Below are 26,786 nucleotides of genomic sequence, written 5' to 3'. Positions count from 1 at the left end.
GAGACGTACGGACTCCAGGCTGCGTCCCAGTTGAGCACATGCCGGACCGTCTCCGCGGCCCGGGGACCGGGAAAATGAACTGAACAGTGACTCAGCAGTCCGGTGGCGGGGAACTGAACCGCTGGTCAGCGCGCCGCCAGGCTGGAGTGGCGCACGACCAGCTCCGGCTGGAGCACGACCCGGCGGTGCTCGTGCGGCACGGGCGCGGTCTCCGCGTCGATCTCCTCCAGCAGCAGCTCCGCCGCGAGGGCGCCCATGGTCACGGCCGGCTGGCGCACGGAGGTGAGCGGGACGGCCGCCGCGGCGGCGAACTCGATGTCGTCGTAGCCGACGATCGCGAGGTCGTCGGGCACGCCGACACCGGCCGCGTACATGGCCTGTAGGACGCCGAGCGCGAGCAGGTCGTTGGCGCAGAAGACGGCGGTGGGCCGTTCGGCGAGGCCGAGGAGCCGGGCGCCCGCGTCGCGGCCCGCGGCCACGTCGAGGCGCTCGGTGGGCAGCTCGCGCAGGTTCTCCGGGCCGAGGCCCGCCTCGCGCAGGGCGTTCAGCGCACCCGTACGGCGGTCCCTCACCTGGCTGAGTCCGGGCGGGCCGCTGACGTACGCGATCGAGCGGTGCCCGGCGTCCACGAGGTGGCGGACGGCCAGTGCGCCGCCCGCCACGTCGTCGACCGAGACCGAGCACTCGGTGGTGCCCTCGGCGACCCGGTCGACCAGCACGAAGGGGATGCCGTTGCGGCGGAACGCCTCGATGTTGCGCCCGCTCGCGTCCGACGGCGTCAGCAGCACCCCGCGCACCCGCTGCTCGGCGAAGAGCGACAGGTAGTCGGCCTCCTCGCTCGGGGACTGCGCGCTGTTGCAGACCATCACCCCGAGTCCGGCCCCCCGGGCGGCGCGCTCGGCGCCGCGCGCGACGTCCACGAAGAACGGGTTGCCCATGTCGAGGACGAGCAGGCCCATGATCCGGCTGCGCCCGGCCCGCAGCTGGCGTGCCGACTCGCTGCGTACGTAGCCGAGCCGGTCTATGGCGGACTGGACGCGCGCCCGGGTCTCGGAGGCCACCGAGTCCGGGCGGTTGATCACGTTCGAGACCGTGCCGACGGAGACCCCGGCGGCACGGGCGACGTCCTTGATACCCACCGACTGGGCCATCAGGCGGGAACCTCCAGGAGAACGAGAAGCGGCAGGCCGGCCCTCAGATTACCCGCGGGCGGGCCCGGAACAGTGGTCATGAGGGCAGCCTGAGATCGATGACGCGCAGGGCCGACGTCGTGGTCCCGCCGGCCTTCTCCTGGTACATCACGGACAGCGTTCCGTCCTGTGGGACACGCGTCTCGTCGATCACGACCTCGCCGAAGGCGTTCAGTCCGCCGCCGTCGAACAGGAGCGTCCAGTCGGTGTGCCCGGAGGCCTTCGAGGCGCCCGCGATCCGTCCGAACGGAAGGATCGCGTAGGCGTTGTCGTACCGGTCCAGGACCAGCCTGGTGCGCTGGCTGGAGCCGAGCGGGACCGGGATCTCGGTCTTGGTCCAGCCGCCGGAGGAGACCTTGCGGAGGTGGAAGGCCCGGCCGTTCGCGGTGCGGTCCTTCACGTAGTCGGTGGTGCACTGCCCGAAGCGCCCGGGCACGTAGCTGATGATCGCGTGCGGCAGGCCCGCGGAGTCGGTGGCCTGGCTCTCCTGGTTCATCAGGGAGTGGTCGGGGCCGAGCGCGTCGACGACGAGTCCGGCGTCGGTGACGGCGACCGTGTCCGCGGTCCCGGTGGTGGCGACGAGGGTGCCCGCGTCGTTGCGCCAGGTGCGGCCCCGGTCGGTGGAGCAGACGTAGCCGGTGTCGTGGTTGGTGATGCCTCCGGCGCTGCACATCACGGCGGCGTTCTGCTCGCGCCAGGTGAAGAAGGAGTGCAGCCGGCCGTTCACGTCGTAGTCGATCCCGTGCAGGTACATGTTGCGGGCGGTGCTCGACCCGTGCGCGCTGGTGTAGGTCCCGGTGGAGGCGGACCACTCGCCGAGCGCGGTCCAGGACGAACCGTCGTACTCCGCCAGCGCGTTGCGCCCGTTCCCCGAGACACCGGCGCGGTAGCTGAGCTGGAGGCGGCCCTCGGGCGTCGTGACGAACTGCGGATAGGTGAACTGCGTGGTGAGCGCGAGACCGTCCAGGGAGGTCTGGACGGCCCCGAGGACGGCGGAGGTCCAGGCCGTCGAAGCCGGGTTGTCGAGCAGCCCGGCCACCGACTTGACGTAGAAGAAGCCGTCGCTGTGCGAGTCCATGTTCAGGTGCAGGCGGCCGTCGGTCCGGGAGACGCCCATGGAGATCACGTCGTGGGAGTCGTCGCTCTTGAGCTTGTGGCCGAGCGTGATCGTGGACCAGCTGCCGGCACCCAGTGCGCGGCGGGCGACGACCGCGCTGCGGTCGGCGGTGTACCAGGCCGCGTACTGGTGGCCGCGGTAGGTCAACAGGCCGTTCTTCTGGAACGAGTTGTTGTTGACCAGCCCGTCGTAGGAGACGAAGTAGAGGGCCCGGGGGTCGAGCAGGGTGGTGCCGGTCCGGGTGACGGAGGGGCCGGGGGCGGCCGCCCGGGCCCTCCCCGCCGTGAGGGCGGGCCCTGCCACGGCGCCCAGCAGGGCCGTCGTCAGTACGGTGCGTCGTCTCATGTACGGACTCCTCGATCGGACTGTGGACGGGCGGGTCGTGCTCGGACTGTGGGCGGGCGGGTCGTGCGGGGCGGGCCCGGTGAGGCGCTCCCTCCGGAACAGGCCGGGCCGGGCGGGTCAGGCGAGGTGGAAGACCTCGGTGAGGGGCTTCATGGCCTCGTCGGGGCGGGCGCCGTCGAGCGCGGTGAAGAACGGCGCCATCTCCGCCTGCCAGCGGGCGTTGACGTCGGTGGCCTCCATCGCGGCCCGCGCGGCCGCGAAGTCCTCGGTCTCCAGGTAGCCGACCAGCAGGCCGTCCTCGCGCAGGAAGAGCGAGTAGTTGTGCCATCCGGTGGCCGAGAGCGCCTCGCGCATCTCGGGCCACACGGCGGCGTGCCGCTCGCGGTACTCGTCGAGGCGGTCCGCACGGACCTTCAGCAGGAAGCACACCCGTTGCATCGATGACCCTCCGGGGCCTGGGGCCGGGCCGGCGCGAACGGTGGAGCACCGGCCCGGCGGGACGTCAGAAGTCGAACCGGTCGATGTTCTTCGCGTCGAAGACGGTGGGCTTGCCGAGGCTGATCACACCGTCCTTGCCGATGGTGAACGAGCCCATGTCACCGGCCTTGAAGGTCTCGCCCTCCTTGCCCGTGATCTGCCCCGAGGAGAGCGCCACGGCCGTGCGGGCGGCCAGCTCGCCGAGCTTGGCCGGGTCCCACAGCTCGAAGGCCTCGACGGTGCCGTTCTTGACGTACTTGCGCATGTCGTTGGGGGTGCCGAGGCCGGTCAGCTTGACCTTGCCCTTGTACTTGGAGCCGGACAGGTACTGGGCCGCCGCCTTGATGCCGACCGTGGTCGGGGAGATGATCCCCTTCAGGTCCGGGTGCTCCTGGAGCAGACCCTGCGTCTGCTGGAAGGACTGCTGGGCCTCGTCGTTGCCGTAGGCGACCTTGACCAGCTTGACGTCCTTGTACTTGGGGTCCTTCAGCTCGTCCTTCATGTAGTCGATCCAGGTGTTCTGGTTCGTCGCGGTCTGCGCGGCGGACAGGATCGCGATCTCGCCCTTGTAGCCGATCTGCTCGGCGAGCAGCTGCACCTCGGTGCGGCCCAGGTCCTCGGCGCTCGCCTGCGAGACGAAGGCGTTGCGGCAGCCGGTGTTGGTGTCGGAGTCGTAGGTGACGACCTTGATGCCGTTCTTCATCGCCTGCTTGAGCGCGGTGCACAGGGCGCCCGGGTCCTGCGCGGACACGGCCATTGCGTCGACCTGCTGCTGGGTGAGCGTGTTGACGTAACTCACCTGGCCGCTGGTGTCGGTGGCGCTGTTGGTTCCGACCTCCTTGTACTTCGAGCCCAGTTCGGTCAGCGCCTTCTCGCCGCCCTTGTCCGCGGAGGTGAAGTACGGGTTGTTGACCGCCTTGGGGAGGAAGCCGACGGTGAGGCCCTTCTTGGTGGCCGCGTTCGGGTCGGCCTTGGCGCCGGCGGCGGCGCCCGAGCCGCCCGAGTCCTTCACGTCGTCCTTGGTGGTGCCGCCGCAGGCGGTGACGGCCAGGGCGAGGGAGGTGACGGCGGCGAGTGCCGCGCAGGTGCGGCGGATCGATGACTTGCGCATGGGTGAGGGTTCCTTTACGAGGGTGAGCGGACCGAGGTGACGCGTACGAGGCTGAGCGGAGCGGACCGGGGTCACGGGACCGGCGTCGGGGCGGCGGCCCTGCGTCCCGCCCTCGCCACGGAGATCTGGCGCCCGACCCGGGGGCCGAGCACGGAGACGACCAGCAGGACGCCGGTGACGACGATCTGCGACTGCGCGGAGACGTTGAGGAGACTCATCACGTTCTGCAGCGCGCCGAGCAGGAAGACTCCCGCGATCGCGCCGCCGAGCGTGCCCTTGCCGCCGTCGAAGTCGATGCCGCCGAGCAGGACGGCGGCCACGACGGACAGTTCGAGCCCGGTGGCGTTGTCGTAGCGGGCGCTGGCGTAGTGCAGGGCCCAGAACACGCCCGTCAGGGAGGCCATGAATCCGGTCGCGACGAACAGGAGCAGCTTCTGCCGCTTGACCCGGATGCCGGCGAACCGGGCGGCCTCCTCGTTGGCGCCGATGGCGAACGCGGAGCGCCCGAAGGGGGTGGCGTGCAGCACGACCACGGCGACGGCGAGCAGCACCAGGAAGAGCGGGAACGCCCGGGGCACGAAGGTGTCCCCGATGCGTCCGGCCGCGAAGTCCTGGTACTGGACCGGGAAGTCGGTGACCGCGTCGGAGCCGAGCACGATCTGCGCGATGCCCCGGTAGGCGGCGAGCGTGCCGATGGTGACGGCCAGCGACGGCAGTCCGAGCCGGGTCACCAGCAGGCCGTTGACGAGCCCGCACACCACGCCGAGCACGAGGCACAGCGGGATGATCGTCTCGATCGCCATGCCCTGGTTCCACAGGGCTCCCATGACCGATCCGGAGAGCCCGGCCGTGGAGGCGACGGACAGGTCGATCTCGCCGGCCACCACGAGCAGGGTCATGGGCAGGGCGATCAGCGCGATCGGCAGGGTGTTGCCGATCAGGAACGACAGGTTGAGCGCGTTGCCGAAGCCGTCCACGAAGGAGAAGGAGAAGAGCAGCAGGACGACGAGGAGGGCTCCGACGACCGTGTCCCAGCGGACGGCGCGCGAGAGGGCGGAGTCAGCCATGGCGGGCGTTCCTCTTCTTCAGTGCGGAGGCCACGCGCAGCGCGACGACCCGGTCGACCGCGATGGCGAGGATGAGCAGGACGCCGTTGATGGCGAGCACCCAGACGGAGCTGACGCCGAGGGCGGGCAGGACGCTGTTGACGGAGGTGAGCAGCAGGGCGCCGAGCGCGGCTCCGTAGACGCTGCCGGAGCCGCCGGTGAAGACGACGCCGCCGACCACGACCGCGCTGACGACGGTGAGTTCGTAGCCGTTGCCGGTGCCGGAGTCGACGTTGCCGAACCGGGCGAGGTACAGGGCGCCGGCGAGTCCGGCGAGGGCGCCGCAGACGACGTAGGCGGTCAGGATGCGCCTTCGGACCGGGATGCCGGCCAGGCGCGCGGCCTCCGGGTTCGAGCCGAGCGCGTAGAGTTCGCGGCCGCTGCCGAAGTGCTTGAGGTAGTACGCGGCGACCACGAGGACGGCCAGGGCGATCAGCGCGAGGTAGGGGACCGCGGAGATGCCGCCGGAGCCGAAGTCGACGAAGCCGCCGGGGAGATCGGCCGCCGTGATCTGGCGGGAGCCGACCCAGATGGAGTCGATGCCGCGGATGATGTAGAGCGTGCCGAGGGTGACGACGAGGGCGGGGACCTGGCCGAGGCTGACGAGCAGCCCGTTGACCAGTCCGCAGCCGACGCCGAGCAGCACCGCGAGGAGCACCGCGAGGACGGGGTCGCCGCCGCCCTGGAGGCAGGTGCCGGCCGCGAAGGCGCTGATGCCGAGGGTCGAGCCGACCGACAGGTCGACGTTGCGGGTGATGACGACGAGGGACTGGCCGGTGGCGACCAGCACGAGGATGGTCGCGTTGAGCAGCAGGTCCTTGATGCCCTGCTCGGACAGGAACTCGCTGTTGCCCGTCTGGGTGACGGCGATCATCACCAGGAAGACGGCCAGGATGGCGAGTTCGCGCATCTTGAAGACACGGTCCACCAGCCGGGTGCCGCTCGACCTGGGCACCTCGGCGGCGGGGGCGGGGGTGGGCGCGGTGACCGTCATGCGGCGGCCCTCCCGGTGGCAGCGGCCATCACGGATTCCTCGGTGGCTTCGGAGCGTGGGATCTCGGCGGTGAGCCGGCCCTCGTGCATGACGAGCACGCGGTCGGCCATGCCGAGGATCTCGGGCAGGTCGGAGGAGATCATCAGGACGGCCACGCCGTCGGCCGCGAGCTGGGACAGCAGCCGGTGCACCTCGGCCTTGGTGCCGACGTCGATGCCGCGGGTGGGCTCGTCGACGATCAGCACCTTGGGGCCGGTGGCCAGCCACTTGGCGAGGACCACCTTCTGCTGGTTGCCGCCGGAGAGCGTGGAGACGGTGTCGGCGATCCGGGCGTACTTCACCTGGAGCCTGACCGCCCAGTCGAGGGAGCGGCTGCGTTCGGCCCCGCGGTCCATCAGCCCCGCCCTGACGGTGGCGCGCAGGCCGGTCAGGCCGATGTTGCGCTCGATGGACATGTCCATCACCAGGCCCTGGGCGCGCCGGTCCTCGGGGACGAGGGCGAGTCCCGCGGCCATGGCCGTGGAGGGGGCGCCGTTGGTCAGCCTGCGTCCCTCGACCTCCACCTCTCCGGCGTCCCAGCGGTCCACGCCGAACACCGACCGGGCGACCTCCGTGCGGCCGGCGCCGACGAGACCGGCGAGTCCGACGATCTCGCCGCGCCGGACCTCGAAGGAGACGTCGGTGAAGACGCCCTCGCGGGTCAGCCGGCGCACGCTCAGGGCGACCTCGCCCGCCTCGACGTCCTGCTTGGGGTAGAGCTCGTCGAGGTCGCGGCCGACCATCCGGCGCACCAGGTCGTCCTCCGTCATGCCCTCCAGCGGCTCGCTGGAGATCAGAGCCCCGTCGCGCAGGGTCGTGACGCGCCCGCAGATCTGGAAGATCTCCTCCAGCCGGTGCGAGATGAACAGCACCGCGGAGCCCTGTTCGCGCAGGGTTCGGACCACTCCGAAGAGGCGGGCCACCTCGCTTCCGGTGAGGGCGGCGGTCGGCTCGTCCATGATCAGGACGCGGGCGTCGAAGGAGAGCGCCTTGGCGATCTCCACGATCTGCTGGTCGGCGATGGACAGTCCGCGCGCCGGGCGCTCGGGGTCGAGCTCGACCCCGAGGCGCTTCATGAGGGCCGCCGTCGCCGCACGGGTGGCCTTGTGGTCGATGCGGCCGAGGGCCCGCCGGGGCTGACGGCCCATGAAGATGTTCTCGGCGATGGAGAGGTCGGGGAAGAGCGTCGGCTCCTGGTAGATCACCGCGATGCCCGCGTCACGGGCGTCGGCGGGGCCGTGGAAGACGGTGGGCGCGCCGTCCAGCAGTACCTGGCCGGCGTCCGGTCGGTGCACGCCGGCGAGCGTCTTGATGAGGGTCGACTTGCCCGCGCCGTTCTCTCCGGCGAGCGCGTGCACCTCGCCGGGGAACAGTTCCAGGGACACGTCCCGCAGGGCGCGTACGGCGCCGAAGGACTTCGAGATGTCCTTCAGCGCCAGCACCGGGGCCGGACCCGCGTCGGACGGGTGGGTCATGAGGGGCTCCTCGACGACGCCGGCGGGACGGCCCCACAACGTCGTGAAAGGTTTCAATTGGGTTGCCGGGACGTTAGACACGCCGCCCAGGTCACGTCAATGGGTTCGCGTCGAAATTCTTCGGCGGCCTTCTGTCACAACAGGGACACGGCGAAAGGCCCCGGCCGGAGGGGTTGACAGCCCTTCGGGGTGCTCATAGCTTCAGCCTCTGAATCGTTTCAGAGAGTGTGTTCGGCACGCTCGGCGAGCAGCACGGGCGGACGTCCCGCGGGGCGTCCTCGGACACCGCCCTCGAACGGTTCAGGAAGCCCTCGTACAAGCCGTCCCATTCGAAGTCGTAGGAGTCCCGAAGTGACCGAGTTCGCCGCGGTGAAGGCCGCGCTCAAGACCCAGGCCGTCGAGACGCCGTCGTGGGCGTACGGGAACTCGGGAACCCGGTTCAAGGTGTTCGCTCAACCGGGCGTGCCCAGGAACCCGCGGGAGAAGCTGGACGACGCGGCCAAGGTGCACGAGTTCACCGGCGTGGCCCCGACCGTCGCGCTGCACATCCCCTGGGACAGGACCGACGACTACGCGGCGCTCGCCGAGCACGCCGAGGAGCGCGGCCTGAGGCTGGGCGCGATCAACTCCAACACCTTCCAGGACGACGACTACCGGCTCGGCTCCGTCTGCCACCCGGACGCGGCGGTGCGCCGCAAGGCCGTCGGCCATCTGCTCGAATGCGTCGACATCATGGACGCGACGGGTTCGCGGGACCTGAAGCTGTGGTTCGCCGACGGGACGAACTATCCCGGCCAGGACGACCTGCGCGAGCGCCAGGACCGGCTGGCGGAGGCCCTGGCGCAGGTCTACGAACGGCTCGGCGACGACCAGCGGATGCTGCTGGAGTACAAGTTCTTCGAACCCGCCTTCTACGCGACCGACGTCCCGGACTGGGGCACCGCGTACGCGCACTGCCTCAAGCTCGGCCCCAAGGCGCGGGTCGTGGTCGACACCGGCCACCACGCGCCCGGCACCAACATCGAGTTCATCGTCGCCACCCTGCTGCGCGAGGACAAGCTCGGCGCCTTCGACTTCAACTCCCGCTTCTACGCCGACGACGACCTGATGGTGGGCGCGGCCGACCCCTTCCAGCTGTTCCGGATCATGTACGAGGTGATCCGCGGCGGCGGCCTCACCCCGGACGTCGCCTTCATGCTCGACCAGTGCCACAACATCGAGGCGAAGATCCCGGCGATCATCCGGTCCGTGATGAACGTCCAGGAGGCCACCGCCAAGGCCCTCCTCGTCGACCGCACCGCGCTCGCCGAGGCCCAGCGGGGCGGGGACGTGCTGGCCGCGAACGCGGTGCTGATGGACGCCTACAACACGGACGTACGTCCGCTGCTCGCCGAGGTCCGCGGGGAGCTGGGACTCGACCCCGACCCGGTGGCGGCGTACCACCGGTCCGGCTACGCGGAGCGGATCGCCGCGGAGCGGGTCGGGGGGACGCAGGCGGGGTGGGGGGCCTAGGGGGCGTGCGGGTCGGCCGGGATGGGCCGCCTTGTCGCGCCGGGCCGGCGGTCCTGCGTGTCGCCTCGGGCGGTCGTCCTGCCGGGTCGCATCTGCCGCGTGCGGTGGGTCCGCGGAGCGCGGGTGGCGTCGTGGCCGGTCGCGCAGCTCCCCGCGCCCCCGGGCCGCGCTCCCCCTCCCCTCGTTCCCGCGGACACGGCATCGCACAGTTCTCCGCGCCCCTGACGGGGCACCCACCCTGCTCCCCTCCCCTCCCCTCCCCTCCCCTCCCCTCCGAAGGATCTGGACCATGGCACCCCATCCCGAAGCCGCCGCTCTGCTGGCCCGGTCGCGCCGGCTCGGCGCCGATCCGCGCAACACCAACTACGCCGGCGGCAACGCCTCCGCGAAGGGCACCGGCAGCGACCCCGCGACCGGGGGTGACGTCGAGCTGATGTGGGTGAAGGGGTCCGGCGGGGACCTCGGCACCCTCACCGAGGACGGGCTCGCGGTGCTGCGCCTGGACCGGCTGCGCGCGCTGGTGGACGTGTACCCGGGCGTCGAGCGCGAGGACGAGATGGTCGCCGCGTTCGACTACTGCCTGCACGGCAAGGGCGGCGCCGCGCCCTCCATCGACACCGCGATGCACGGACTCGTCGACGCCGCCCATGTCGACCACCTGCACCCCGACTCGGGGATCGCGCTCGCCTGCGCGGCCGACGGGGAGAAGCTGACCGCGGAGTGCTTCGGCGACCAGGTGGTGTGGGTCCCGTGGCGCCGGCCCGGATTCCAGCTCGGCCTGGACATCGCGGCGGTCAAGGAGGCCGACCCGCGGGCGATCGGCTGTGTCCTGGGCGGCCACGGCATCACCGCCTGGGGCGCCACCGCCGAGGAGTGCGAGCGCAACTCACTGCACATCATCCGCACCGCCGAGGCGTTCCTGGAGGAGAAGGGCAAGGCCGAGCCGTTCGGTCCCGTCCTGGAGGGCTACGACGCCTTGCCCGAGGCCGAGCGCCGCGAGCGTGCCGCCGCACTCGCGCCCCACGTGCGCGGCATCGCCTCCCAGGACCGTCCGCAGGTCGGCCACTTCACCGACTCCGACGTGGTGCTCGACTTCCTCGCCCGCGCCGAGCACCCGCGCCTGGCCGCACTGGGCACCTCCTGCCCCGACCACTTCCTGCGCACCAAGGTCCGCCCGCTGGTGCTGGACCTGCCGCCGGCCGCGCCGCTGGAGGACGCGATCGCCCGGCTGAAGGAGCTGCACGCCGCCTACCGCGAGGAGTACACCGCCTACTACCGGCGGCACGCCGAGCCCGACTCCCCCGCGATGCGCGGCGCCGACCCCGCGATCGTGCTGGTCCCCGGCGTCGGCATGTTCTCCTTCGGCAAGGACAAGCAGACGGCGCGGGTGGCGGGCGAGTTCTACGTCAACGCGATCAACGTGATGCGCGGGGCCGAGGCCGTCTCGACGTACGCGCCGATCGAGGAGTCGGAGAAGTTCCGCATCGAGTACTGGACCCTGGAGGAGGCCAAGCTCCGGCGGATGCCGAAGCCCGAGCCGCTCGCCACCCGGGTCGCCCTGGTCACGGGCGCGGGCAGCGGGATCGGCCGGGCGATCGCGGAACGGCTGGTGGCCGAGGGCGCGTGCGTCGTGGTCGCCGACCTGAACACCGAGGGGGCCGAGCGGGTCGCCGCCGGACTCGGAGGCCCCGACAAGGCCGTCGCCGTCGGCGTGGACGTCACCTCCGAGGAACAGATCACCGAGGCGTTCAAGGCAGCGGTACTGGCCTTCGGCGGCGTCGACCTGGTGGTCAACAACGCGGGCATCTCCATCTCCAAGCCGCTGCTGGAGACCACCGCGAGGGACTGGGACCTCCAGCACGACATCATGGCCCGCGGCTCCTTCCTCGTCTCGCGCGAGGCGGCCCGGGTCATGACCGCGCAGAAGCTGGGCGGCGACATCGTCTACATCGCCTCCAAGAACGCCGTCTTCGCCGGCCCGAACAACATCGCCTACTCCGCCACCAAGGCCGACCAGGCTCACCAAGTACGGCTTCTGGCAGCCGAGCTGGGCGAGCACGGCATCCGGGTCAACGGTGTCAACCCGGACGGGGTCGTGCGCGGGTCGGGCATCTTCGCGGGCGGCTGGGGAGCGCAGCGGGCGGCGACGTACGGCATCGAGGAGGAGAAGCTCGGCGAGTTCTACGCCCAGCGGACCATCCTCAAGCGGGAGGTGCTCCCGGAGCACGTCGCGGCGGCCGTGTTCGCCCTGACGGGCGGGGACCTGACGCACACCACGGGCCTGCACGTCCCCGTCGACGCCGGCGTCGCCGCCGCCTTCCTGCGATGACGGCGCCGAAGTCGTTCGCCGCGGTCGACCTCGGCGCGTCCGGCGGACGCGTCATGGTCGGCCGGGTGGGCGAGAACACCCTCGAACTGGCAGAGGCCCACCGCTTCCCCAACCGGCCCGTCCGCACGCCCGAAGGACTGCGCTGGGACGTCCTCGCGCTGTACGCGGGCGTCCTCGACGGGCTGCGCGCGGCCGGCCGGGTCGACTCCGTGGGCATCGACAGCTGGGCGGTGGACTACGGCCTGCTGGACGCGGACGGAGCTCTGCTCGGCAACCCGGTGCACTACCGCGACGCCCGCACCGAGGGGATCGCGGAGAAGGTGTGGGCGAGCGTGCCCGCCGCCGAGCTGTACGCGGCCACGGGATTGCAGTACGCGCCCTTCAACACCCTGTACCAGCTGACGGCCGCCCGCGCCTCGGCCCAACTCGCCTCCGCCAGACACTTGTTGCTGATCCCCGATCTGCTGGCGTACTGGCTCACGGGCGAGATGGGCACCGAGCTCACCAACGCCTCCACCACGCAGTTGATCGATCCGGGGACCCGCGACTGGTCGTACGGCCTCGCGGAGCGGCTCGGCGTCGACCTGCGGCTGTTCCCGCCGCTGCGCCGTCCCGGCGACCCGGCCGGGACCCTGCTGCCGCACGTGCTGGACGAGACCGGAACGGCCGGCCCGGTGCCGGTGACGACGGTCGGCTCGCACGACACGGCCTCGGCGGTGGCCGCCGTTCCCGCGACCGGGGAGAAGTTCGCCTACATCTGCACCGGCACCTGGTCGCTCGCGGGCCTGGAGCTGGACGCGCCCGTCCTCACCGAGGCGAGCCGGGCCGCCAACTTCACCAACGAACTGGGCCTGGACGGCACGGTCCGCTATCTGCGCAACATCATGGGCCTGTGGCTGCTCCAGGAGTGCGTACGGGAGTGGGGCGACCCCGACCTGGGTGAACTCCTCGCGGCCGCGGCCGAGGTGGCGCCGCTGCGGTCCGTCGTGGACGCGGGCGACGCGGCGTTCCTCGCGCCGGGCCGGATGCCGTCGCGGATCGCCGACGCCTGCCGGGCCTCGGGGCAGCCGGTCCCGGAATCCCGTGCCGAGATCACCCGCTGCGTCCTCGACTCCCTCGCGCTCGCGCACCGCCGCGCGATCGAGCGGGCCCGGTCCCTCACCGGCCGTCCGGTCGACGTCGTGCACATCGTCGGCGGCGGCACCCGCAACGAACTGCTGTGCCGGCTCACCGCCGACGCCTGCGGGCTGCCGGTCGTGGCGGGCCCCGCGGAGGCCGCCGCGCTCGGCAACGTCCTCGTCCAGGCACGGGCGCACGGGCTGGTCGGCGACCGTGCCGAGATGCGCGATCTGGTGGCGCGCACCCAGCCGCTCCGCCGCTACGAGCCGCGGGGCGACACGGCGGCGTGGCGGGCGGCCGAGGCGAGGCTCGGCACACCGTGAGGACCGCTCCGCGAAGGCCGCACCGCGCGGCACCCGCCGGGGGAGGCGTGCGGTGGACACCACGGGGCTCGTGCCGCGAGGGGCCGCACACCGTGACGCGCGCGGCGGGACCCGCCGTCCGGACGGCGGGCGCGCGCCGCCTTCCGGGGGCGCGCCCGCCACGTACCCTGCACCCGTCCATGAACCGTCCCGAGGAGCCGCGATGCGCGTCGCCCTGTTCCTGACCTGTGTCAACGACACGCTGTATCCGGACACCGGCCGTGCCGTGGTGGACCTGCTGACCAGACTGGGTGTCGAGGTCGACTTCCCCATGGGACAGACCTGTTGCGGCCAGGCGCACTACAACACCGGGTACCGCCATGAGGCCGAGCCGCTCGCCCGGCGTTTCGCCGAGGTGTTCGGGGAGTACGAGGCGATCGTGACGCCGTCCGGATCGTGCGGGGCGATGGTGCGGGAGCTGTATCCACGGATGGGTGAACGGGCCCGTGCGGAAGGACGCGGCGACACCCTGGCGAGGACGCTGGCGCCGGTCGTGCCGAAGACGTACGAGCTCACCGAGTTCCTGGTCGACGTCCTCGGTGTGACGGACGTCGGCGCGTACTACCCGCACACCGTGACCTATCACCCCACCTGTCACGGGCTGCGCGGTCTGGGGCTCGGTGACCGGCCGCGCCGACTGCTCCGGGCCGTCGGGGGACTTGAGCTGCGGGAGCTGCCCGGCGCCGAGGAGTGCTGCGGTTTCGGCGGCACCTTCGCCCTCAAGAACTCCGACGTCTCCGCGGCGATGGGGGCCGACAAGGTGCGCAACGCCGAGTCGACGGGCGCCGAGGTGCTGTGCGCCGCGGACAACTCGTGCCTGATGCACATCGGCGGCACGATGGGCCGTCTCAGGACGGGGATGCGGCCCGTGCACATCGCGGAGATCCTGGCGAGCACGGAAGCGCGTCCGCGGGCGGGCACGGAAGCGGGTCCGGCGGGCACGGGAGCGATCGCCGGAGCGGGCTCGCGAGCGAACGGGACGGAGGAGCCGAAGGCATGAGTGGAACGTTCATCGGTATGCCGGCCTTCCCGAAGGCGGCGCACGAGGCCGTGAACAACGCGACCCTGCGCGGCAATCTGCGTCACGCCACCCACACGATCCGCGCCAAGCGCGCCAAGGCGGTCGCCGAGGTCTCCGACTGGGCGGAGCTGCGCGAGGCGGGCAAGCGGATCAAGGACCACACGCTCCGTCACCTCGACCGGTACCTCGTGCAGTTGGAGGAGTCGGTGACCGCGGCCGGTGGTGTCGTGCACTGGGCCGCCGACGCCGAGGAGGCCAACCGCATCGTCACGGACCTGGTCAGGGCGACCGGCGAGAGCGAGGTCGTCAAGGTCAAGTCGATGGCCACGCAGGAGATCGGGCTCAACGAGGCGCTGGAGGCCGCGGGCATCCGCGCGTACGAGACCGATCTCGCCGAACTCATCGTGCAGTTGGGCAAGGACCGGCCCTCCCACATCCTCGTCCCGGCGATCCACCGCAACCGCGGCGAGATCCGTGACGTCTTCGTCCGCGAGATGGGCGCCTGGGGCCGGGCGGCGCCCGAGGGACTGACCGACACGCCCGCCGAACTGGCCGAAGCGGCACGCCTGCACCTGCGCGAGAAGTTCCTGCGCGCCAAAGTCGGTGTCTCCGGAGCCAACTTCATGGTCGCCGAGACCGGCACGCTCGTGGTCGTCGAGTCCGAGGGCAACGGCCGGATGTGCCTGACGCTCCCCGAGACCCTGATCTCGGTCGTCGGCATCGAGAAGGTCGTTCCGGCCTGGCGGGACCTGGAGGTGTTCCTACAGACCCTGCCCCGCTCCTCGACGGCCGAGCGCATGAACCCGTACACCTCGATGTGGACGGGCACCACGGACGGGGACGGCCCCCGGACCTTCCATCTGGTCCTGCTGGACAACGGCCGCACCGACACGCTCGCCGACGAGGTGGGGCGCCAGGCCCTGCGCTGCATCCGCTGCTCGGCGTGCCTCAACGTCTGCCCGGTGTACGAGCGGGCGGGCGGCCACGCCTACGGCTCCGTCTACCCGGGCCCGATCGGCGCCATCCTCAGCCCCCAACTGCGCGGCACCGCGAGCGAGATCGACGCCTCCCTGCCGTATGCGTCGTCGCTGTGCGGTGCCTGCTACGACGTCTGTCCGGTCGCGATCGACATCCCCGAGGTCCTCGTGCACCTGCGGGAGAGGATCGCGCAGGGGGGACGGGCGACCCGGAACGGCGACACGGTCGTGCTGAGGCCGGCCAAGGGGCACGCCGCCGAGCGGGCGGCGATGCGCGCGGCGCGCTGGGCGTTCGACCGTCCCGGTGCCCTGCGCGCCGGGCAGCGGCTGGCGTCCGGGACCCGCCGCTTCCACCCGCGGACCCTGCCGGGGCCCGGCCGGGCGTGGAGCGGGACCCGTGAACTGCCCGCGGTCCCGGCGGAATCGTTCCGCGCGTGGTGGCAACGCACGCGGGGCGGAAAGGACGTGACGGAATGAGCAGCAGGGACCTGGTCCTCGGCCGGGTGCGCCGGGCCCTCGCGGACGTTCCGGGGGAGGACGGCGCTCCCCCGGAACCCGGGCCGCCGGACGGGGACCCCTCGTACGAGCGGGCCGTCGGCCGGAGCTATCTGCGCGAGCACGGTGCGCGGAGTGTCGCGCGGACGGTGGACCTCCTCGCGGAGAACCTGGCGGACTACCGGGCGGTCGTGCACCGCGCGACGGAGGAGGAACTGCCCGGTCTCGTCGCGCGGTTGCTCGCCCGGCGCGGGTCCCGGCACGTGCTCGTGCCTCCGGGGCTCCCGCCCGCGTGGTTGTCGGCCGCGGATCCCGTCCGGGTCCACGACCGTGCCGTGAGCACGCCCCGTGAACTCGACGAGGTGGAGAGCGTGGTGACCGGCTGCGCCGTCGCGATCGCCGAGACCGGCACGATCGTCCTCGACGGCGGCCCGGACCAGGGCCGCCGCCGGATCACCCTGATCCCGGACCACCACATCTGTGTCGTCCGGGTCCCCGGCCAGGTGGTGGCCTCCGTCCCCCAGGCGCTCGAACGCCTGGACCCGGCACGGCCCTTGACCTGGATCTCGGGCCCGTCCGCCACCAGCGACATCGAACTGGACCGGGTGGAGGGGGTGCACGGTCCGCGCACCCTGGAGGTGGTGCTGGTGAGCGAGGGCTGACGAGGACGGCGCGGGGCTCTGGACACATCCGGCAGAGTCCCTCGGACCGCGGTCCGAGGTGCGCTCGCGCGACCCGGCCGACGAGCCGTCCGCGCCCCCTTCCCGTGTCACCACGATCATGGGTACACGATCTCCCCGCCGCTCCTCCGGGTGGCGCCGTGTCCGCCGTGCGGCACGCGAGCGGGCGCACGCTCCGTCCGCGGCGTCCGCCTCGGCTCGCCGCGGACCGGGGCGGACGCCGTCTCCGGCCGGGCTCCGTCACCTCACCGCTCGCTCCGGTCAGCGCACCCTTCCGCGCGGCTTCAGCGGCAGCGGGGGCAGTTCCGGGGCCAGGAGCGGCACACCGTCGTACCCCTTCACCTCACCGAAGCGCGCGCCCTTGGCCCAGTCCTCCCGGGCCTGTTCGATCTCCTGCTGGGTGCGGCCGATGAAGTTCCACCACATGATCAGCTCCTCCTCGAACGGCTCACCGCCCAGCAGCATGAGGCCCGCGTCGCTCCCGGCGCGCAGCGGGAGCTCGGTGCGGCCGCAGCCGAGGTAGAGCATGGAACCGGGGAGCACCGGTACGCCGTCGACCTCGGCCTCGCCGGACATGGAGAGGACGGCGTACTCGAAGTCGGGCTCCAGCGGCAGTCGTACGTCCGCGCCGCTCGCGAGGGCCAGGTCGGCGCCGACGATCGGCGTGTACGTCGTACCGGGCGAGGCCGTGCCGTCGAGCGCGCCCAGCAGGAGCGTGGCCCGCAGGCCGGGGGCGGTGACGACGGGCAGTTCGGCGTGGTGTTCGAAGTGCGGGTCGGTGTGCCGGTGACTGTCCGGCAGCGCGACCCAGAGCTGGGCGCCGTGCAGCAGACGGGAGTGGGCGCGGGGGCTCTCCTCCGAGTGGCTGATGGCGCGGCCCGAGGTCATGAGGCCGAGTTCGCGGGGGCGGATCGTCTGGAGACTGCCCGTGGAGTCGCGGTGCAGGACCTCGCCCTCGTGCAGCCAGCTGACGGTCTGCAGACCCATGTGCGGGTGCGGCGGGACCTGCATGCCGGGCTCGTCGGCGATGTCGTCGGGACCGTAGTGATCGACGAAGCACCACGCGCCGACCATGCGCCGGCCCAGATTGGGCAGCAGACGGCGGACCTCGCTGGACTCGCCGAGCTTGACCCGGCGGGGGCTGAGGAGTTCGCGCACCGGCTCGGCCACCACGAACCCGCGGCCACCGCAGGGGGCGGGAACCGCCTCCCGATCAAGATTGCTCATGACGCACAACCTAGTCCCGCCGGAGGCTTCTCGTCAGGCCATCGATCCGCCCATTCGGGGACACTCGGCCCGGAACCGGCACGGTGGCCGGGCCCCCGGTCCACGGATCACGACCCACGAAAACAGTAGCCATGGACATAGTAGCCATGTACTGTTTCTCGCATGAGTTCAGCGAAGTCGGTTTCCGAGAACGCCACGCCGGGATTCCTCGTCTGGCGCCTGTCGACGAAGTGGCGCGTAGCGGTGGACCGGGCCGTGGGCCCGCTGGGCCTGACGCACGCGCAGTACTCGCTGGTGGCGTCGCTGTACGGCATGCACCGGGCCGGAGAGCACCCCAGTCAGCGCCGGCTCGCCGACCACACCGGACTCGAACCGCTCTACGTCTCGAAACTGGCCCGCTCCCTGGAGGCGGCGGGACTTCTCGACCGCACCCGGGATCCGGCCGACCCCCGCGCGGTGCGGCTGACCCTCACCGACGACGGGCGCGAGATCACCCTCCGCGCCGTCTCCGTGGTCCAGGACCTGCTGGAGCGGCTCCTCGAACCACTGGGCGGGCTCGGCGGCGAACGCGCACGGGCGTTCGGCCACGAGCTGGCCGTCCTGCTCGAGGTGCCGCTCGACGTACCGCTCGATCCGCACGCCGGAGCCGGACCGCGCTCCGGCGGGACTTCACCACCTTCCGCAGAGGTTTCACCCGAGGAGCAGCCATGACCACCCCTGTCGCCCCTTTCGACGGCCGGGCCATCGGCCTCGCCCACTACGCGAGCCGCGCCGCCCTGGAGCGGGTGCTGGCCCGCAGCGGCACCACCTTCGAGCAGTCGGTGGCCCTGCGGGCCGCGTCCGGCGACGGCGGGACCGTCGAGCGGGCCCTGGTCGTCGACCGGCTCACCGACGGCCTGAAGATCGACGAGTCGGCGGCCCTGCGGACCGTCGGGGAACTCACGGCCCGGGGGCTCCTGGAGGAGCCGGCACCCGAGCGGGTGTCCCTGACGGACGCCGGCCGGGAGCTGTTCACGTCGATCCGCACCGCGGGCGAGGAGATCGCGGCCCGGGTGTACGCCGGGATCCCGGCCGAGGACCTGGCCGTCGTCGCACGCGTGCTGGCCCTGGTGACGGAGCGGGCCGACGCGGAACTCGCCTAGGGCGTGTTCCGGCTCGCCTAGGGCGTGTTCCGGCACGGAGCGACGTTCCCGCACCCTCGAAAACTTGTGGAATATTCAACCGATCCTCGTGGTTGTGGCCGCCGAAGGAGGTCAGTGGTGGACATGACGTACTACGACCACGGGACGGCCGCGGAGCGCTGGGAGCGGGGGCGGATGTTCTTCGAGGCCAAGGACTACGCGGCGGCCGCGCGCGTCCTGGGCGGACTGGTCGAGGAGGTGCCGGAGCAGACCGGACCCCGGCTGCTGCTGGCGCGCTCCTACTACCACTCCGCCCAACTGAGCCGCGCCGAGAGCGAGTTGCGCACCCTCGTGGAACTCGACCCGGTCGAGCACTACGCCCGCCTGATGCTGGGCCGCACCCTCCAGCGCCTCGGCCGCCCCGAGGAGGCCGCCTCCCACCTGCGGATCGCGGCCGCGCTCGGGGGCGAGTTCGAGGAGGCTTGACCGGTACGGCCCCGGTGGCCCCGGGGCCGTACCGGTGGGATCGAGGTGGCCTGCGCCACGCGGGGAAAGTCGGTGCGCTCCCCTCGTGCCGCCTCGATCACCCTGATCCGGCTTGGCATCCTGGCGGGATGGCATCCGAACGTGACCGCAGCACCCGGCACATCCCCTTGGGCGACCTGGTCGAAGAACTCCTCGGTCACGAGGGGCCGTTGCCGATCGTCGCGGCCGGTGACCCCGTGCTGCGCCGGGGCACGGAACCGTTCGACGGGCAGCTGGACCCGGCGCTGCTGGCCCGGTTCGTCGCCGCCCTGCGCGCAACGATGCACGCCGCGCCGGGCGTCGGTCTGGCCGCGCCCCAGGTCGGTGTGCCGCTGCGGATCGCCGTCATCGAGGATCCCGCGCCGGTTTCGGACGAGGTGCGGCTCGTACGCGGACGGGTGCCGCAGCCGTTCCGGGTGCTGGTCAATCCCTCGTACGACGGGATCGGCCCGCAGCGGGCGGCGTTCTTCGAGGGCTGCCTCAGCGTTCCGGGCTGGCAGGCCGTGGTGGCCCGGCACGCGGAGGTGCGGCTGACGGCGCTGGACGAGCACGGACGCGCTGTCGACGAGGTGTTCGGCGGGTGGCCCGCGCGCATCGTCCAGCACGAGACGGACCACTTGGACGGCATGCTCTACCTCGACCGCGCGGAGCCGCGCTCGCTGTCCTCGAACCAGGCGGCGGCGGAACTCTGGTCCCAGCCGACGCCGGAGCGGGCCGCCGAGGTGCTCGGCTTCACCCTGCCGGACTGATGCCCGGGCCCCGCCCGGTCCCGCTCCGCCCCGGGCAGCACGGCACCCTCGGGCCACGCCCGGCCGCGGACTCCGCGTCACCTCCGGCCCCGGCCACGCCCGGCCGTCGGCTTCGTCCGCCGGGCGGGCGACCAGGATCGCCCGGCAGACGTTCGCCGGTCGGTCCCGGCCCCTGCTCCTCCGGGCCGCCCCTTGCCGGTGATGCTCCGCTCCACCCCTGCCGGGTGCTGCGCCGGGCCGCCCCGGCGGAAAGGCCGCCGGGACGGCCCGGCCGATAAATCACAGGCGCTCCGCCTCCCGTCCGGATAACCTGCGGGCATGTCTACGCCCCGCGTCTCTTAGCTCGAGGACCCGCTTCCACGCCACACGTGTGTCCTCGAGCCGATTGACTTCTGGAGCGTTTCCCCATGATCACCGTTCGCGGTGTCGACGTGCGCGTCGGCGCCCGTCTGCTGCTGTCCGACATCTCCTTCACCGTCTCCCCCGGCGACCGCATCGGCCTGGTCGGCCGCAACGGCGCCGGCAAGACCACCCTGCTGAGCACCCTCGCGGGGCAACGGTCTCCCGCCGCCGGTTCCGTCTCCCGCACCGGAGCGGTCGGTCACCTCGCCCAGGACCCGCGCGCGGCGGACCCCACGATCACGGTCACCGCCCGGATCCTGTCCGCCCGGGGTCTCGACCGTGCCGTACGGGCCCTGCGGGCGGCCGAGACCGCGATGGCCGACGGATCCGAACGCGCGATGAACGCCTACGCGCGCGCCGAGGCCGAGTTCCAGGCGCGCGGCGGGTACGCGGCCGAGGCCGAGGCGGCCCGGGTCGCCGCGGGTCTCGGTCTGCCGGCCCGGGTGATGGACCAGCCGATCGGCACCCTGTCCGGCGGACAGCGGCGGCGCGTCGAACTGGCGCGCATCCTCTTCTCGGACGACGACACCCTGCTCCTCGACGAGCCGACGAACCATCTGGACGCCGACTCGGTCGCCTGGCTGCGCGGTTTCCTGGCGAGCCGTCGGGCAGGGATCGTCCTCATCAGTCACGACACCTCCCTGCTGGCCGACGTGGTCAACCGCGTCTTCCACCTGGACCCGCACCGCGCCACGCTCGACGTCCACAACACCGGCTGGGCGGCCTACCTCGCCCAGCGCGAGGCCGACGAGCGACGACGGGCCCGGGAGCGCGCGAACGCCGAGCGCAAGGCGGCGGCCCTGCACGCGCAGGCCGACAAGATGCGCTCGCACGTGGCGACCGCCGTGGCCGCCAGGAACATGGACCGCCGCGCCGACCGCCTGCTCGCCGGACTGGAACCGGTCCGGCGGACGGAGAAGGCGGCCCGGATCCGGCTGCCCGAACCGGCCCCGTGCGGACGGATGCCGCTCGGCGCGGTCGCGCTGGCCAAGTCGTACGGCACGCTGCGCGTCCTCGCGGGCGTCGACCTCGCCGTCGACCGGGGCAGCCGTCTGGTGATCCTCGGCCCGAACGGCTCGGGCAAGACCACGTTGCTGCGGCTGCTCGCCGGCCATGACGTCCCGGACGGCGGGCGGGTGGTGCGGGGGCACGGGCTGCGCCTCGGCTACTTCGCGCAGGAGCACGACACCCTGGACCCGGCCGGTACGGTCCGCGGCCACCTCGCGGCCGCGGCGCCGCACCTCGGCGACGGCGAGGTGCGGAGGGTGCTCGGCTCGTTCCTGTTCACGGGCGACGACGCCGACAAACGGGTCGGGGTCCTCTCCGGGGGCGAGAAGACCCGGCTCGCCCTGGCGGGGCTCGTCCACTCGGGCGCGAACGTGCTCCTCCTGGACGAGCCCACCAACAACCTGGACCCGGCCTCCCGGGCCGAGGTCCTGGCCGCGGTGGCCACGTATCCGGGCGCGATCGTCATGGTCACCCACGACGAGGGCGCCATCGACGCGCTGCGCCCGGACCGGGTCCTGCTCCTTCCGGACGCGGACGAGGACCTGTGGAGCGAGGAGTACCGGGAACTGGTGACCCTGGCCTGACGCGGACCGCGGGGCGGGCCCGCCGCGTGGCCGGACACCGGCCGCACGGCGGGCCCGCCGCCACACTCGTGTTCACGCGTCCCGGTACGCCTCCAGCAGCCTCAGCCAGACCTCGCTGACCGTCGGATAGGACGGGACGGCGTGCCACAGGCGGTCGACCGGCACCTGGCCCACGACGGCGACGGTCGCGGAGTGGATGAGCTCTCCGACACCGGGGCCGACCAGGGTGAGCCCGAGGACGATCTCACGGTCGAGGTCGACGACCATGCGGGCCTTCCCGCGGTAGCCGTCCGCGTACAGACCGGCGCCGGCCACCGAGGCCATGTCGACGTCGACGGCCCGGACGCGGTGGCCGGCCTGCTCCGCCTCCGCGAGGGACAGGCCCACGGCCGCCGCCTCCGGGTCGGTGAAGACGCACTGCGGGACGGACGCGTGATCGGCCGTGGCCGAGTGCGCGCCCCAGGGGTCCGTCTCGAGGACCGGCACGCCCGTGGCACGGGCGGCGATGGCGGCACCCGCGATCCGGGCCTGGTACTTGCCCTGGTGGGTGAGCAGCGCGCGGTGGTTGACGTCACCGACCGCGTACAGCCAGTCGCTGCCGACGACGCGGAGGCTGTCGTCGACCTCGATCCACCCGCCCGGCTCCAGGCCGACCGTCTCGAGGCCGAGGTCGTCGGTGCGGGGCGCGCGGCCGGTCGCGAACAGGATCTCGTCGGCCTCGACGCGGTCACCGGTGTCCGTGAGGGCGACCACCGTGGAGCCCTCGCGCGAGACGGCGGTCACCGACGTGCCGGTGCGCACGTCCGCGCCCGCCTCGGCCAGCGCCTCGGCGACCAGTTCCCCGGCGAAGGGCTCCATGCGGGGCAGCAGCCCCTTGCCGCGGACCAGGAGGGTGACCCGCGAGCCGAGGGCCTGCCAGGCCGTGGCCATCTCGGCGGCCACGACACCGCCGCCCACCACGATCAGCCGTCCGGGCACGGCGTGCGCGCTGGTGGCCTCGCGGCTCGTCCACGGCTTGACCTGGTCGATGCCGGGGAGGCCGGGGAGCAGGGCGCGGGTGCCGGTGCAGACGGCGACCGCGTGCCGGGCGGTCAGCACCTTGCGTTCGCCGTCGGGCCCGTCGACCGTCACGGTGCGGGGTCCGGCGAGCCGGCCGTGACCGCGGTGGAAGTCGGCTCCGATGCCGTCCAGCCAGGCGAGCTGGCCGTCGTCCTTCCAGTCCGAGGTGAACCAGTCGCGGTGGGCGAGGACCGCGGAGGCGTCGAGGGGGCCTTGTACGGCGGCGGACAGGCCGGGTACGCGGCGGGCGTCGGCGCGGGCGATGGCCGGGCGGAGGAGGGCCTTGCTGGGCATGCACGCCCAGTACGAGCACTCGCCGCCGACCAGTTCGCTCTCCACGACCGCGGTGGAGAGGCCGGCGGCGCGGGCGCGGTCGGCGACGTTCTCCCCCACGGGTCCGGCACCGAGCACCACGACGTCGTAGGCGATGGATTCCGTTTCCGTCATGGGGTCAGTCTGGTTGCTGGTGTGCACGGTGGCCACACGGGTACGCACCCGGAATAGGCCCCCGGTGGGTGGCGTTGTGCTGACCGGCATGACCCGGACGCGAGGAAGAGGGAAATGGAATGAGCAGCACCGTTGAGCTCACCAAGGAGAACTTCGACCGGACGGTCACGGACAACGAGTTCGTCCTGATCGACTTCTGGGCGGAGTGGTGCGGGCCGTGCCGTCAGTTCGCCCCGGTCTACGAGAAGGCCGCCGCGGCCAACCCCGACCTGGTCTTCGCCAAGGTCGACACGGAGGCGCAGCCGGAGCTGGCGGCGGCCTTCGACATCCAGTCGATCCCGACCCTGATGATCGTGCGCGACCAGGTCGCGATCTTCGCCCAGCCCGGGGCGCTGCCCGCGGCCGCCCTGGACGACGTCATCGGGCAGGCCCGGAAGCTGGACATGGACGAGGTGCGCAAGTCGGTCGCGGCCCAGCAGGCCGGGAAGACCGAGTAGGCCAAGGACGTCGGGCGGGCCCGGGCCGGTGCGGCACGCCCGGGCCCGGTCTCCGGGTCCCGGCGCCCTAGAACGGGTACCCCGCCACGTCCCCGCGCACCGTCGTCCACCGCAGGTCGGTGAAGGCGTCCAGGTTGGCCTCGCCGCCGAAGCGGGCGCCGGTGCCGGAGGCGGCCGTACCGCCGAAGGGCGCGACGGCCTCGTCGTTGACGGTCTGGTCGTTGATGTGGGCGATTCCGGTCGGGACGCGCTCGGCGAGTTCGAGGCCGCGGGCGGCGTCCCGGGTGACGATGCCCAGGGAGAGGCCGTACGGTCCCGCCGCGGCCAGGGCCGCGGCCTCCTCGAGGGTGGCGAAGGAGCGGACCGGTGCGACCGGGCCGAAGACCTCCTCCGCGTACGCCGGGGTCGTGTCGTCGACCCCGGCGAGGACGGTGGGCCGGTAGAAGAGCCTCTCGTGCGTGCCGCCCGCCGCCAGTTTCGCGCCGCCCGCGGTACTGGACTCCACCAGCCCCCGGATCTTCGCGAGCTGGGCCTCGTCGATGACCGGCCCGAGGTGCACCTGTTCGCGGTGCGGGTCGCCGACGGCCAGCGAGTCGGCCTTGGCGGCGAGCCGCTCGACGTACTCCTCGTACAGCGAGGCGTGGACCAGGTGGCGTCCGGTCGTCATGCAGATCTGGCCCTGGTGGAAGAACGAGCCCCAGGCCGCCGTGGAGATCACCGCGTCGAGATCGGCGTCCTCGAGGACGACCAGGGCGGAGTTGCCGCCCAACTCCAGGTGCGCGCGCTTGAGATGACGGCCCGCCGCCTCACCGACCGCACGTCCCGCGGCGGTCGAGCCGGTGAAGGAGACGACCGGGACCAGGGGGTCGGTGACCAGCGCCCGGCCCGCCTCGGGGCCTCCGGGCACGATCTGGAGCAGCCCGTCCGGCAGGCCCGCCTCGGCGAACACGGCTCCGAGCGCGAGGCCGCCGCACACGGCCGTGCGCGGATCCGGCTTCAGCACGACGCCGTTGCCGAGCGCGAGCGCCGGGGCGACCGAGCGGATCGAGAGGATCAGCGGCGCGTTGAAGGGCGCGATCACGCCCACGACACCGACCGGGACCCGGCGGGTGTACGACAGCCTCGGCGCCTCCGAGGGCAGGACCTGGCCCGTCGGGCGGGAGGCGAGGGCGGCCGCCTCGTAGCACTCCTGGGCGGCGACGTGCAGTTCGAAGTCCGCCTTGCCCGGGACGGAGCCGGACTCCCGCACGATCCACTCGCGCAGTTCGTCGGCGTGGGCGGCGAAGAGGTCGCCCGCCCGGCGCAGTACGGCGGCGCGGACGAGGTGCGGGGTCCTGGCCCACTCGGTCTGTGCGGCACGGGCGGTCCGCGCGGCCGTCGCGACGTCCTCGGCGGCGGCGAGCCCGAGGGTGCCGAGGCCCTCGCCGGTGGCGGGCTCGGTGACGGTGTACTCGTCGCCCAGGAGCGGGCGGGACTGCCAGGTCGTGGGGTCGAGCAGCGGCATGTCGGCTCTCCGATCGTTCACCGGTCACCATCGGGACGCGGCGGGCCCCGCGGCTGTGGGCAGTGGAAGTCCCGTGTAGTTCGCGGCCAGTTCGGCGGCGGCGGGACGGGACACCGTGATCCGGCGCAGTCGCGCGAGCTGCATCCGGTGTTCGAAGGCGTCCCCATCTGGTTGAGCGTGCAACATCCTAGTCATGTCGTACGAGAAGCGCGTCGCCTGCCACACTCTTTCCAAGGCCAACTCCGAGTATTTGTCCAGGAGTTCGGCCGATCCGGAGCGGTGCAGCTCGGCGAAGCCACGGGCCAGGAGCCGTACGTCGGACACCGCGAGGTTGAGTCCCTTGGCTCCGGTCGGCGGCACGGTGTGGGCGGCGTCCCCGGCCAGGAACAGCCGTCCGTGGCGCATCGGCTCGTGGACCCGGCTGCGCATGGGAGTGACCGATTTGGCGGTGACGGGTCCGCGCTCCAGCCGCCAGTCCCCGTCGACCGCGAAGCGCGCGGCCAGTTCGTCCCAGACGCGCTCGTCGGGCCAGTCGGCGGGGTCCGTTCCGTTCGGGACCTGGAGGTAGAACCGGGACACCGACGGGGAGCGCATGCTGTGCAGGGCGAAGCCGCCGGCACCCCGGGCGTAGATCAACTCCTCGCAGGAGGGCGGCACATCGGCGAGGATGCCGAGCCAGGAGTACGGGTAGTCGTGCGCGTACGTGCGGCCCGCCCCGGCCGGGAACGCGGCACGCGCGATGCCGTGGCCGCCGTCGCAGCCCACCACCCAGTCACAGGCCAGCGTCCGCTCGCGCCCCCCGCACACGAACCGCACGACGGGTGACCCACTCTCCGGCTTCTCCACGGCGAGCGCCTCGGCCTCGAACAACAGGGTCGGTCCGTCGGCGAGTTGGAGGGAGATGAGGTCCTTCACGATCTCCGTCTGGGCGTAGATCGTGACGGTCCGGCCGCCGGTGAGCCCGGGGAAGTCGACGTGGTGGCGCTCCCCCTCGAAACGCAGCTCGATCCCGTGGTGGACCAGGCCCTCGGCGTCCAGCCGCTCGCCCGCTCCGCACGCGCGCAGGGTGTCGACCGTGCCCTGCTCCAGCATGCCGGCCCGCTGACGCCCTTCGGCGTACGCGCGCGACCTGCTCTCCAGGACGACGCAGTCGATCCCCGCCCGGTGCAGCAGCCGGGCCAGCAGAAGCCCCGCCGGGCCCGCACCGATGATGCCGACCGTGGTCCGCATGACACGCCTCCGCCGTCCGGTGCCGAACTCCGGCCCGGCCGCGCGCGGGCCGGGCGGACGGGCCCGTCGCCCGCCGCGGCACCA

Annotated in this window: 23 protein-coding genes; 12 read left to right on the top strand and 11 right to left on the bottom strand. The window is 72.5% G+C overall.

The annotated features are described in order from the left end of the window. Positions 1-125 precede the first annotated feature (125 nt). From CW362_RS02945 to CW362_RS02915, 7 genes are all read right to left on the bottom strand, one after another. The gene (locus CW362_RS02945; protein WP_103547732.1) at positions 126-1,151 is read right to left on the bottom strand and encodes a LacI family DNA-binding transcriptional regulator; all 1,026 of its coding nucleotides are present in this window, start codon (positions 1,149-1,151) and stop codon (positions 126-128) included. A 76-nt stretch (positions 1,152-1,227) separates the two neighbouring features. Next, positions 1,228-2,652, bottom strand: coding sequence for a BNR repeat-containing protein (locus tag CW362_RS02940; RefSeq protein ID WP_103547731.1), 1,425 nt, complete (start codon positions 2,650-2,652; stop codon positions 1,228-1,230). A 117-nt stretch (positions 2,653-2,769) separates the two neighbouring features. Further along, positions 2,770-3,090 (bottom strand): L-rhamnose mutarotase, encoded by a 321-nt coding sequence (locus CW362_RS02935; protein WP_103547730.1) that lies wholly within the window; start codon positions 3,088-3,090, stop codon positions 2,770-2,772. A 64-nt stretch (positions 3,091-3,154) separates the two neighbouring features. Further along, positions 3,155-4,240: a rhamnose ABC transporter substrate-binding protein gene (gene rhaS, locus CW362_RS02930; protein ID WP_103547729.1), complete on the bottom strand. Its 1,086-nt coding sequence runs from the start codon at positions 4,238-4,240 to the stop codon at positions 3,155-3,157. 71 nt (positions 4,241-4,311) lie between these two features. Continuing rightward, positions 4,312-5,307, bottom strand: a complete 996-nt coding sequence (locus CW362_RS02925; RefSeq protein WP_103547728.1) for an ABC transporter permease — start codon at positions 5,305-5,307, stop codon at positions 4,312-4,314. After that, positions 5,300-6,340, bottom strand: coding sequence for an ABC transporter permease (locus tag CW362_RS02920; protein WP_103547727.1), 1,041 nt, complete (start codon positions 6,338-6,340; stop codon positions 5,300-5,302). Before CW362_RS02920 ends, CW362_RS02925 begins: the two co-directional genes overlap by 8 nt. Next, positions 6,337-7,854, bottom strand: a complete 1,518-nt coding sequence (locus CW362_RS02915) for a sugar ABC transporter ATP-binding protein (RefSeq protein ID WP_103547726.1) — start codon at positions 7,852-7,854, stop codon at positions 6,337-6,339. Before CW362_RS02915 ends, CW362_RS02920 begins: the two co-directional genes overlap by 4 nt. 351 nt (positions 7,855-8,205) lie before the next feature. Between CW362_RS02915 and rhaI the strand changes: the two genes are divergently transcribed. The 6 genes from rhaI to CW362_RS02885 all read left to right on the top strand — a co-directional run bounded on the left by rhaI (position 8,206) and on the right by CW362_RS02885 (position 16,331). After that, positions 8,206-9,366, top strand: a complete 1,161-nt coding sequence (gene rhaI, locus CW362_RS02910) for an L-rhamnose isomerase (RefSeq protein WP_103547725.1) — start codon at positions 8,206-8,208, stop codon at positions 9,364-9,366. A 289-nt stretch (positions 9,367-9,655) separates the two neighbouring features. After that, positions 9,656-11,695 (top strand): bifunctional aldolase/short-chain dehydrogenase, encoded by a 2,040-nt coding sequence (locus CW362_RS02905; RefSeq protein WP_103547724.1) that lies wholly within the window; start codon positions 9,656-9,658, stop codon positions 11,693-11,695. Then, positions 11,692-13,137 carry a rhamnulokinase gene (locus CW362_RS02900; protein WP_103547723.1) on the top strand — a complete coding sequence of 482 codons (1,446 nt, stop codon included), beginning with the start codon at positions 11,692-11,694 and terminating at the stop codon, positions 13,135-13,137. Before CW362_RS02905 ends, CW362_RS02900 begins: the two co-directional genes overlap by 4 nt. A gap of 202 nt (positions 13,138-13,339) precedes the next feature. After that, positions 13,340-14,176, top strand: a complete 837-nt coding sequence (locus tag CW362_RS02895; RefSeq protein WP_103547722.1) for a (Fe-S)-binding protein — start codon at positions 13,340-13,342, stop codon at positions 14,174-14,176. Beyond that, complete coding sequence (locus CW362_RS02890) at positions 14,173-15,651, top strand: LutB/LldF family L-lactate oxidation iron-sulfur protein (RefSeq protein ID WP_103547721.1); 1,479 nt, start codon at positions 14,173-14,175, stop codon at positions 15,649-15,651. Before CW362_RS02895 ends, CW362_RS02890 begins: the two co-directional genes overlap by 4 nt. After that, positions 15,648-16,331 (top strand): LutC/YkgG family protein, encoded by a 684-nt coding sequence (locus tag CW362_RS02885; RefSeq protein ID WP_103547720.1) that lies wholly within the window; start codon positions 15,648-15,650, stop codon positions 16,329-16,331. The genes CW362_RS02890 and CW362_RS02885 overlap by 4 nt, the downstream gene beginning before the upstream one ends. Before the next feature lie 279 nt (positions 16,332-16,610). Here the strand turns inward: CW362_RS02885 and CW362_RS02880 are convergent, their stop codons facing one another. Beyond that, positions 16,611-17,576 (bottom strand): pirin family protein, encoded by a 966-nt coding sequence (locus tag CW362_RS02880; protein WP_103547719.1) that lies wholly within the window; start codon positions 17,574-17,576, stop codon positions 16,611-16,613. 162 nt (positions 17,577-17,738) lie between these two features. Between CW362_RS02880 and CW362_RS02875 the strand changes: the two genes are divergently transcribed. The 5 genes from CW362_RS02875 (at position 17,739) to CW362_RS02855 (ending at position 21,965) form a co-directional block, all read left to right on the top strand. Beyond that, positions 17,739-18,287 (top strand): MarR family winged helix-turn-helix transcriptional regulator, encoded by a 549-nt coding sequence (locus CW362_RS02875; protein ID WP_103547718.1) that lies wholly within the window; start codon positions 17,739-17,741, stop codon positions 18,285-18,287. Continuing rightward, positions 18,284-18,718, top strand: coding sequence for a MarR family winged helix-turn-helix transcriptional regulator (locus tag CW362_RS02870; protein WP_103547717.1), 435 nt, complete (start codon positions 18,284-18,286; stop codon positions 18,716-18,718). Before CW362_RS02875 ends, CW362_RS02870 begins: the two co-directional genes overlap by 4 nt. Before the next feature lie 117 nt (positions 18,719-18,835). Then, positions 18,836-19,183 carry a tetratricopeptide repeat protein gene (locus CW362_RS02865; RefSeq protein WP_103547716.1) on the top strand — a complete coding sequence of 116 codons (348 nt, stop codon included), beginning with the start codon at positions 18,836-18,838 and terminating at the stop codon, positions 19,181-19,183. 128 nt (positions 19,184-19,311) lie between these two features. Beyond that, positions 19,312-19,971 (top strand): peptide deformylase, encoded by a 660-nt coding sequence (locus CW362_RS02860; RefSeq protein ID WP_103547715.1) that lies wholly within the window; start codon positions 19,312-19,314, stop codon positions 19,969-19,971. 407 nt (positions 19,972-20,378) lie between these two features. Then, complete coding sequence (locus CW362_RS02855) at positions 20,379-21,965, top strand: ABC-F family ATP-binding cassette domain-containing protein (protein ID WP_206300845.1); 1,587 nt, start codon at positions 20,379-20,381, stop codon at positions 21,963-21,965. 72 nt (positions 21,966-22,037) lie between these two features. Here the strand turns inward: CW362_RS02855 and CW362_RS02850 are convergent, their stop codons facing one another. After that, a complete protein-coding gene (locus CW362_RS02850; RefSeq protein ID WP_103547779.1) occupies positions 22,038-23,471 on the bottom strand; it encodes a dihydrolipoyl dehydrogenase family protein in 1,434 nt (477 codons plus the stop codon). Positions 23,472-23,590: 119 nt separating this feature from the next. Here CW362_RS02850 and trxA point away from each other — a divergent pair, with 119 nt between their 5' ends. After that, the gene (gene trxA, locus CW362_RS02845) at positions 23,591-23,968 is read left to right on the top strand and encodes a thioredoxin (RefSeq protein ID WP_103547713.1); all 378 of its coding nucleotides are present in this window, start codon (positions 23,591-23,593) and stop codon (positions 23,966-23,968) included. Between the two features lie 67 nt (positions 23,969-24,035). On the opposite strand, the gene CW362_RS02840 is transcribed toward trxA, so the two are convergent. Then, positions 24,036-25,472, bottom strand: coding sequence for an aldehyde dehydrogenase family protein (locus tag CW362_RS02840; RefSeq protein ID WP_103547712.1), 1,437 nt, complete (start codon positions 25,470-25,472; stop codon positions 24,036-24,038). 24 nt (positions 25,473-25,496) lie between these two features. Next, complete coding sequence (locus CW362_RS02835) at positions 25,497-26,702, bottom strand: 4-hydroxybenzoate 3-monooxygenase (protein ID WP_103547711.1); 1,206 nt, start codon at positions 26,700-26,702, stop codon at positions 25,497-25,499. Positions 26,703-26,786 lie beyond the last annotated feature (84 nt).

It is taken from the genome of Streptomyces populi, from assembly GCF_002911015.1.
Classification (GTDB): domain Bacteria; phylum Actinomycetota; class Actinomycetes; order Streptomycetales; family Streptomycetaceae; genus Streptomyces; species Streptomyces populi.
Note: the sequence above shows the minus strand (reverse complement) of the source record. Positions and strands in the feature narration are given on the sequence as shown.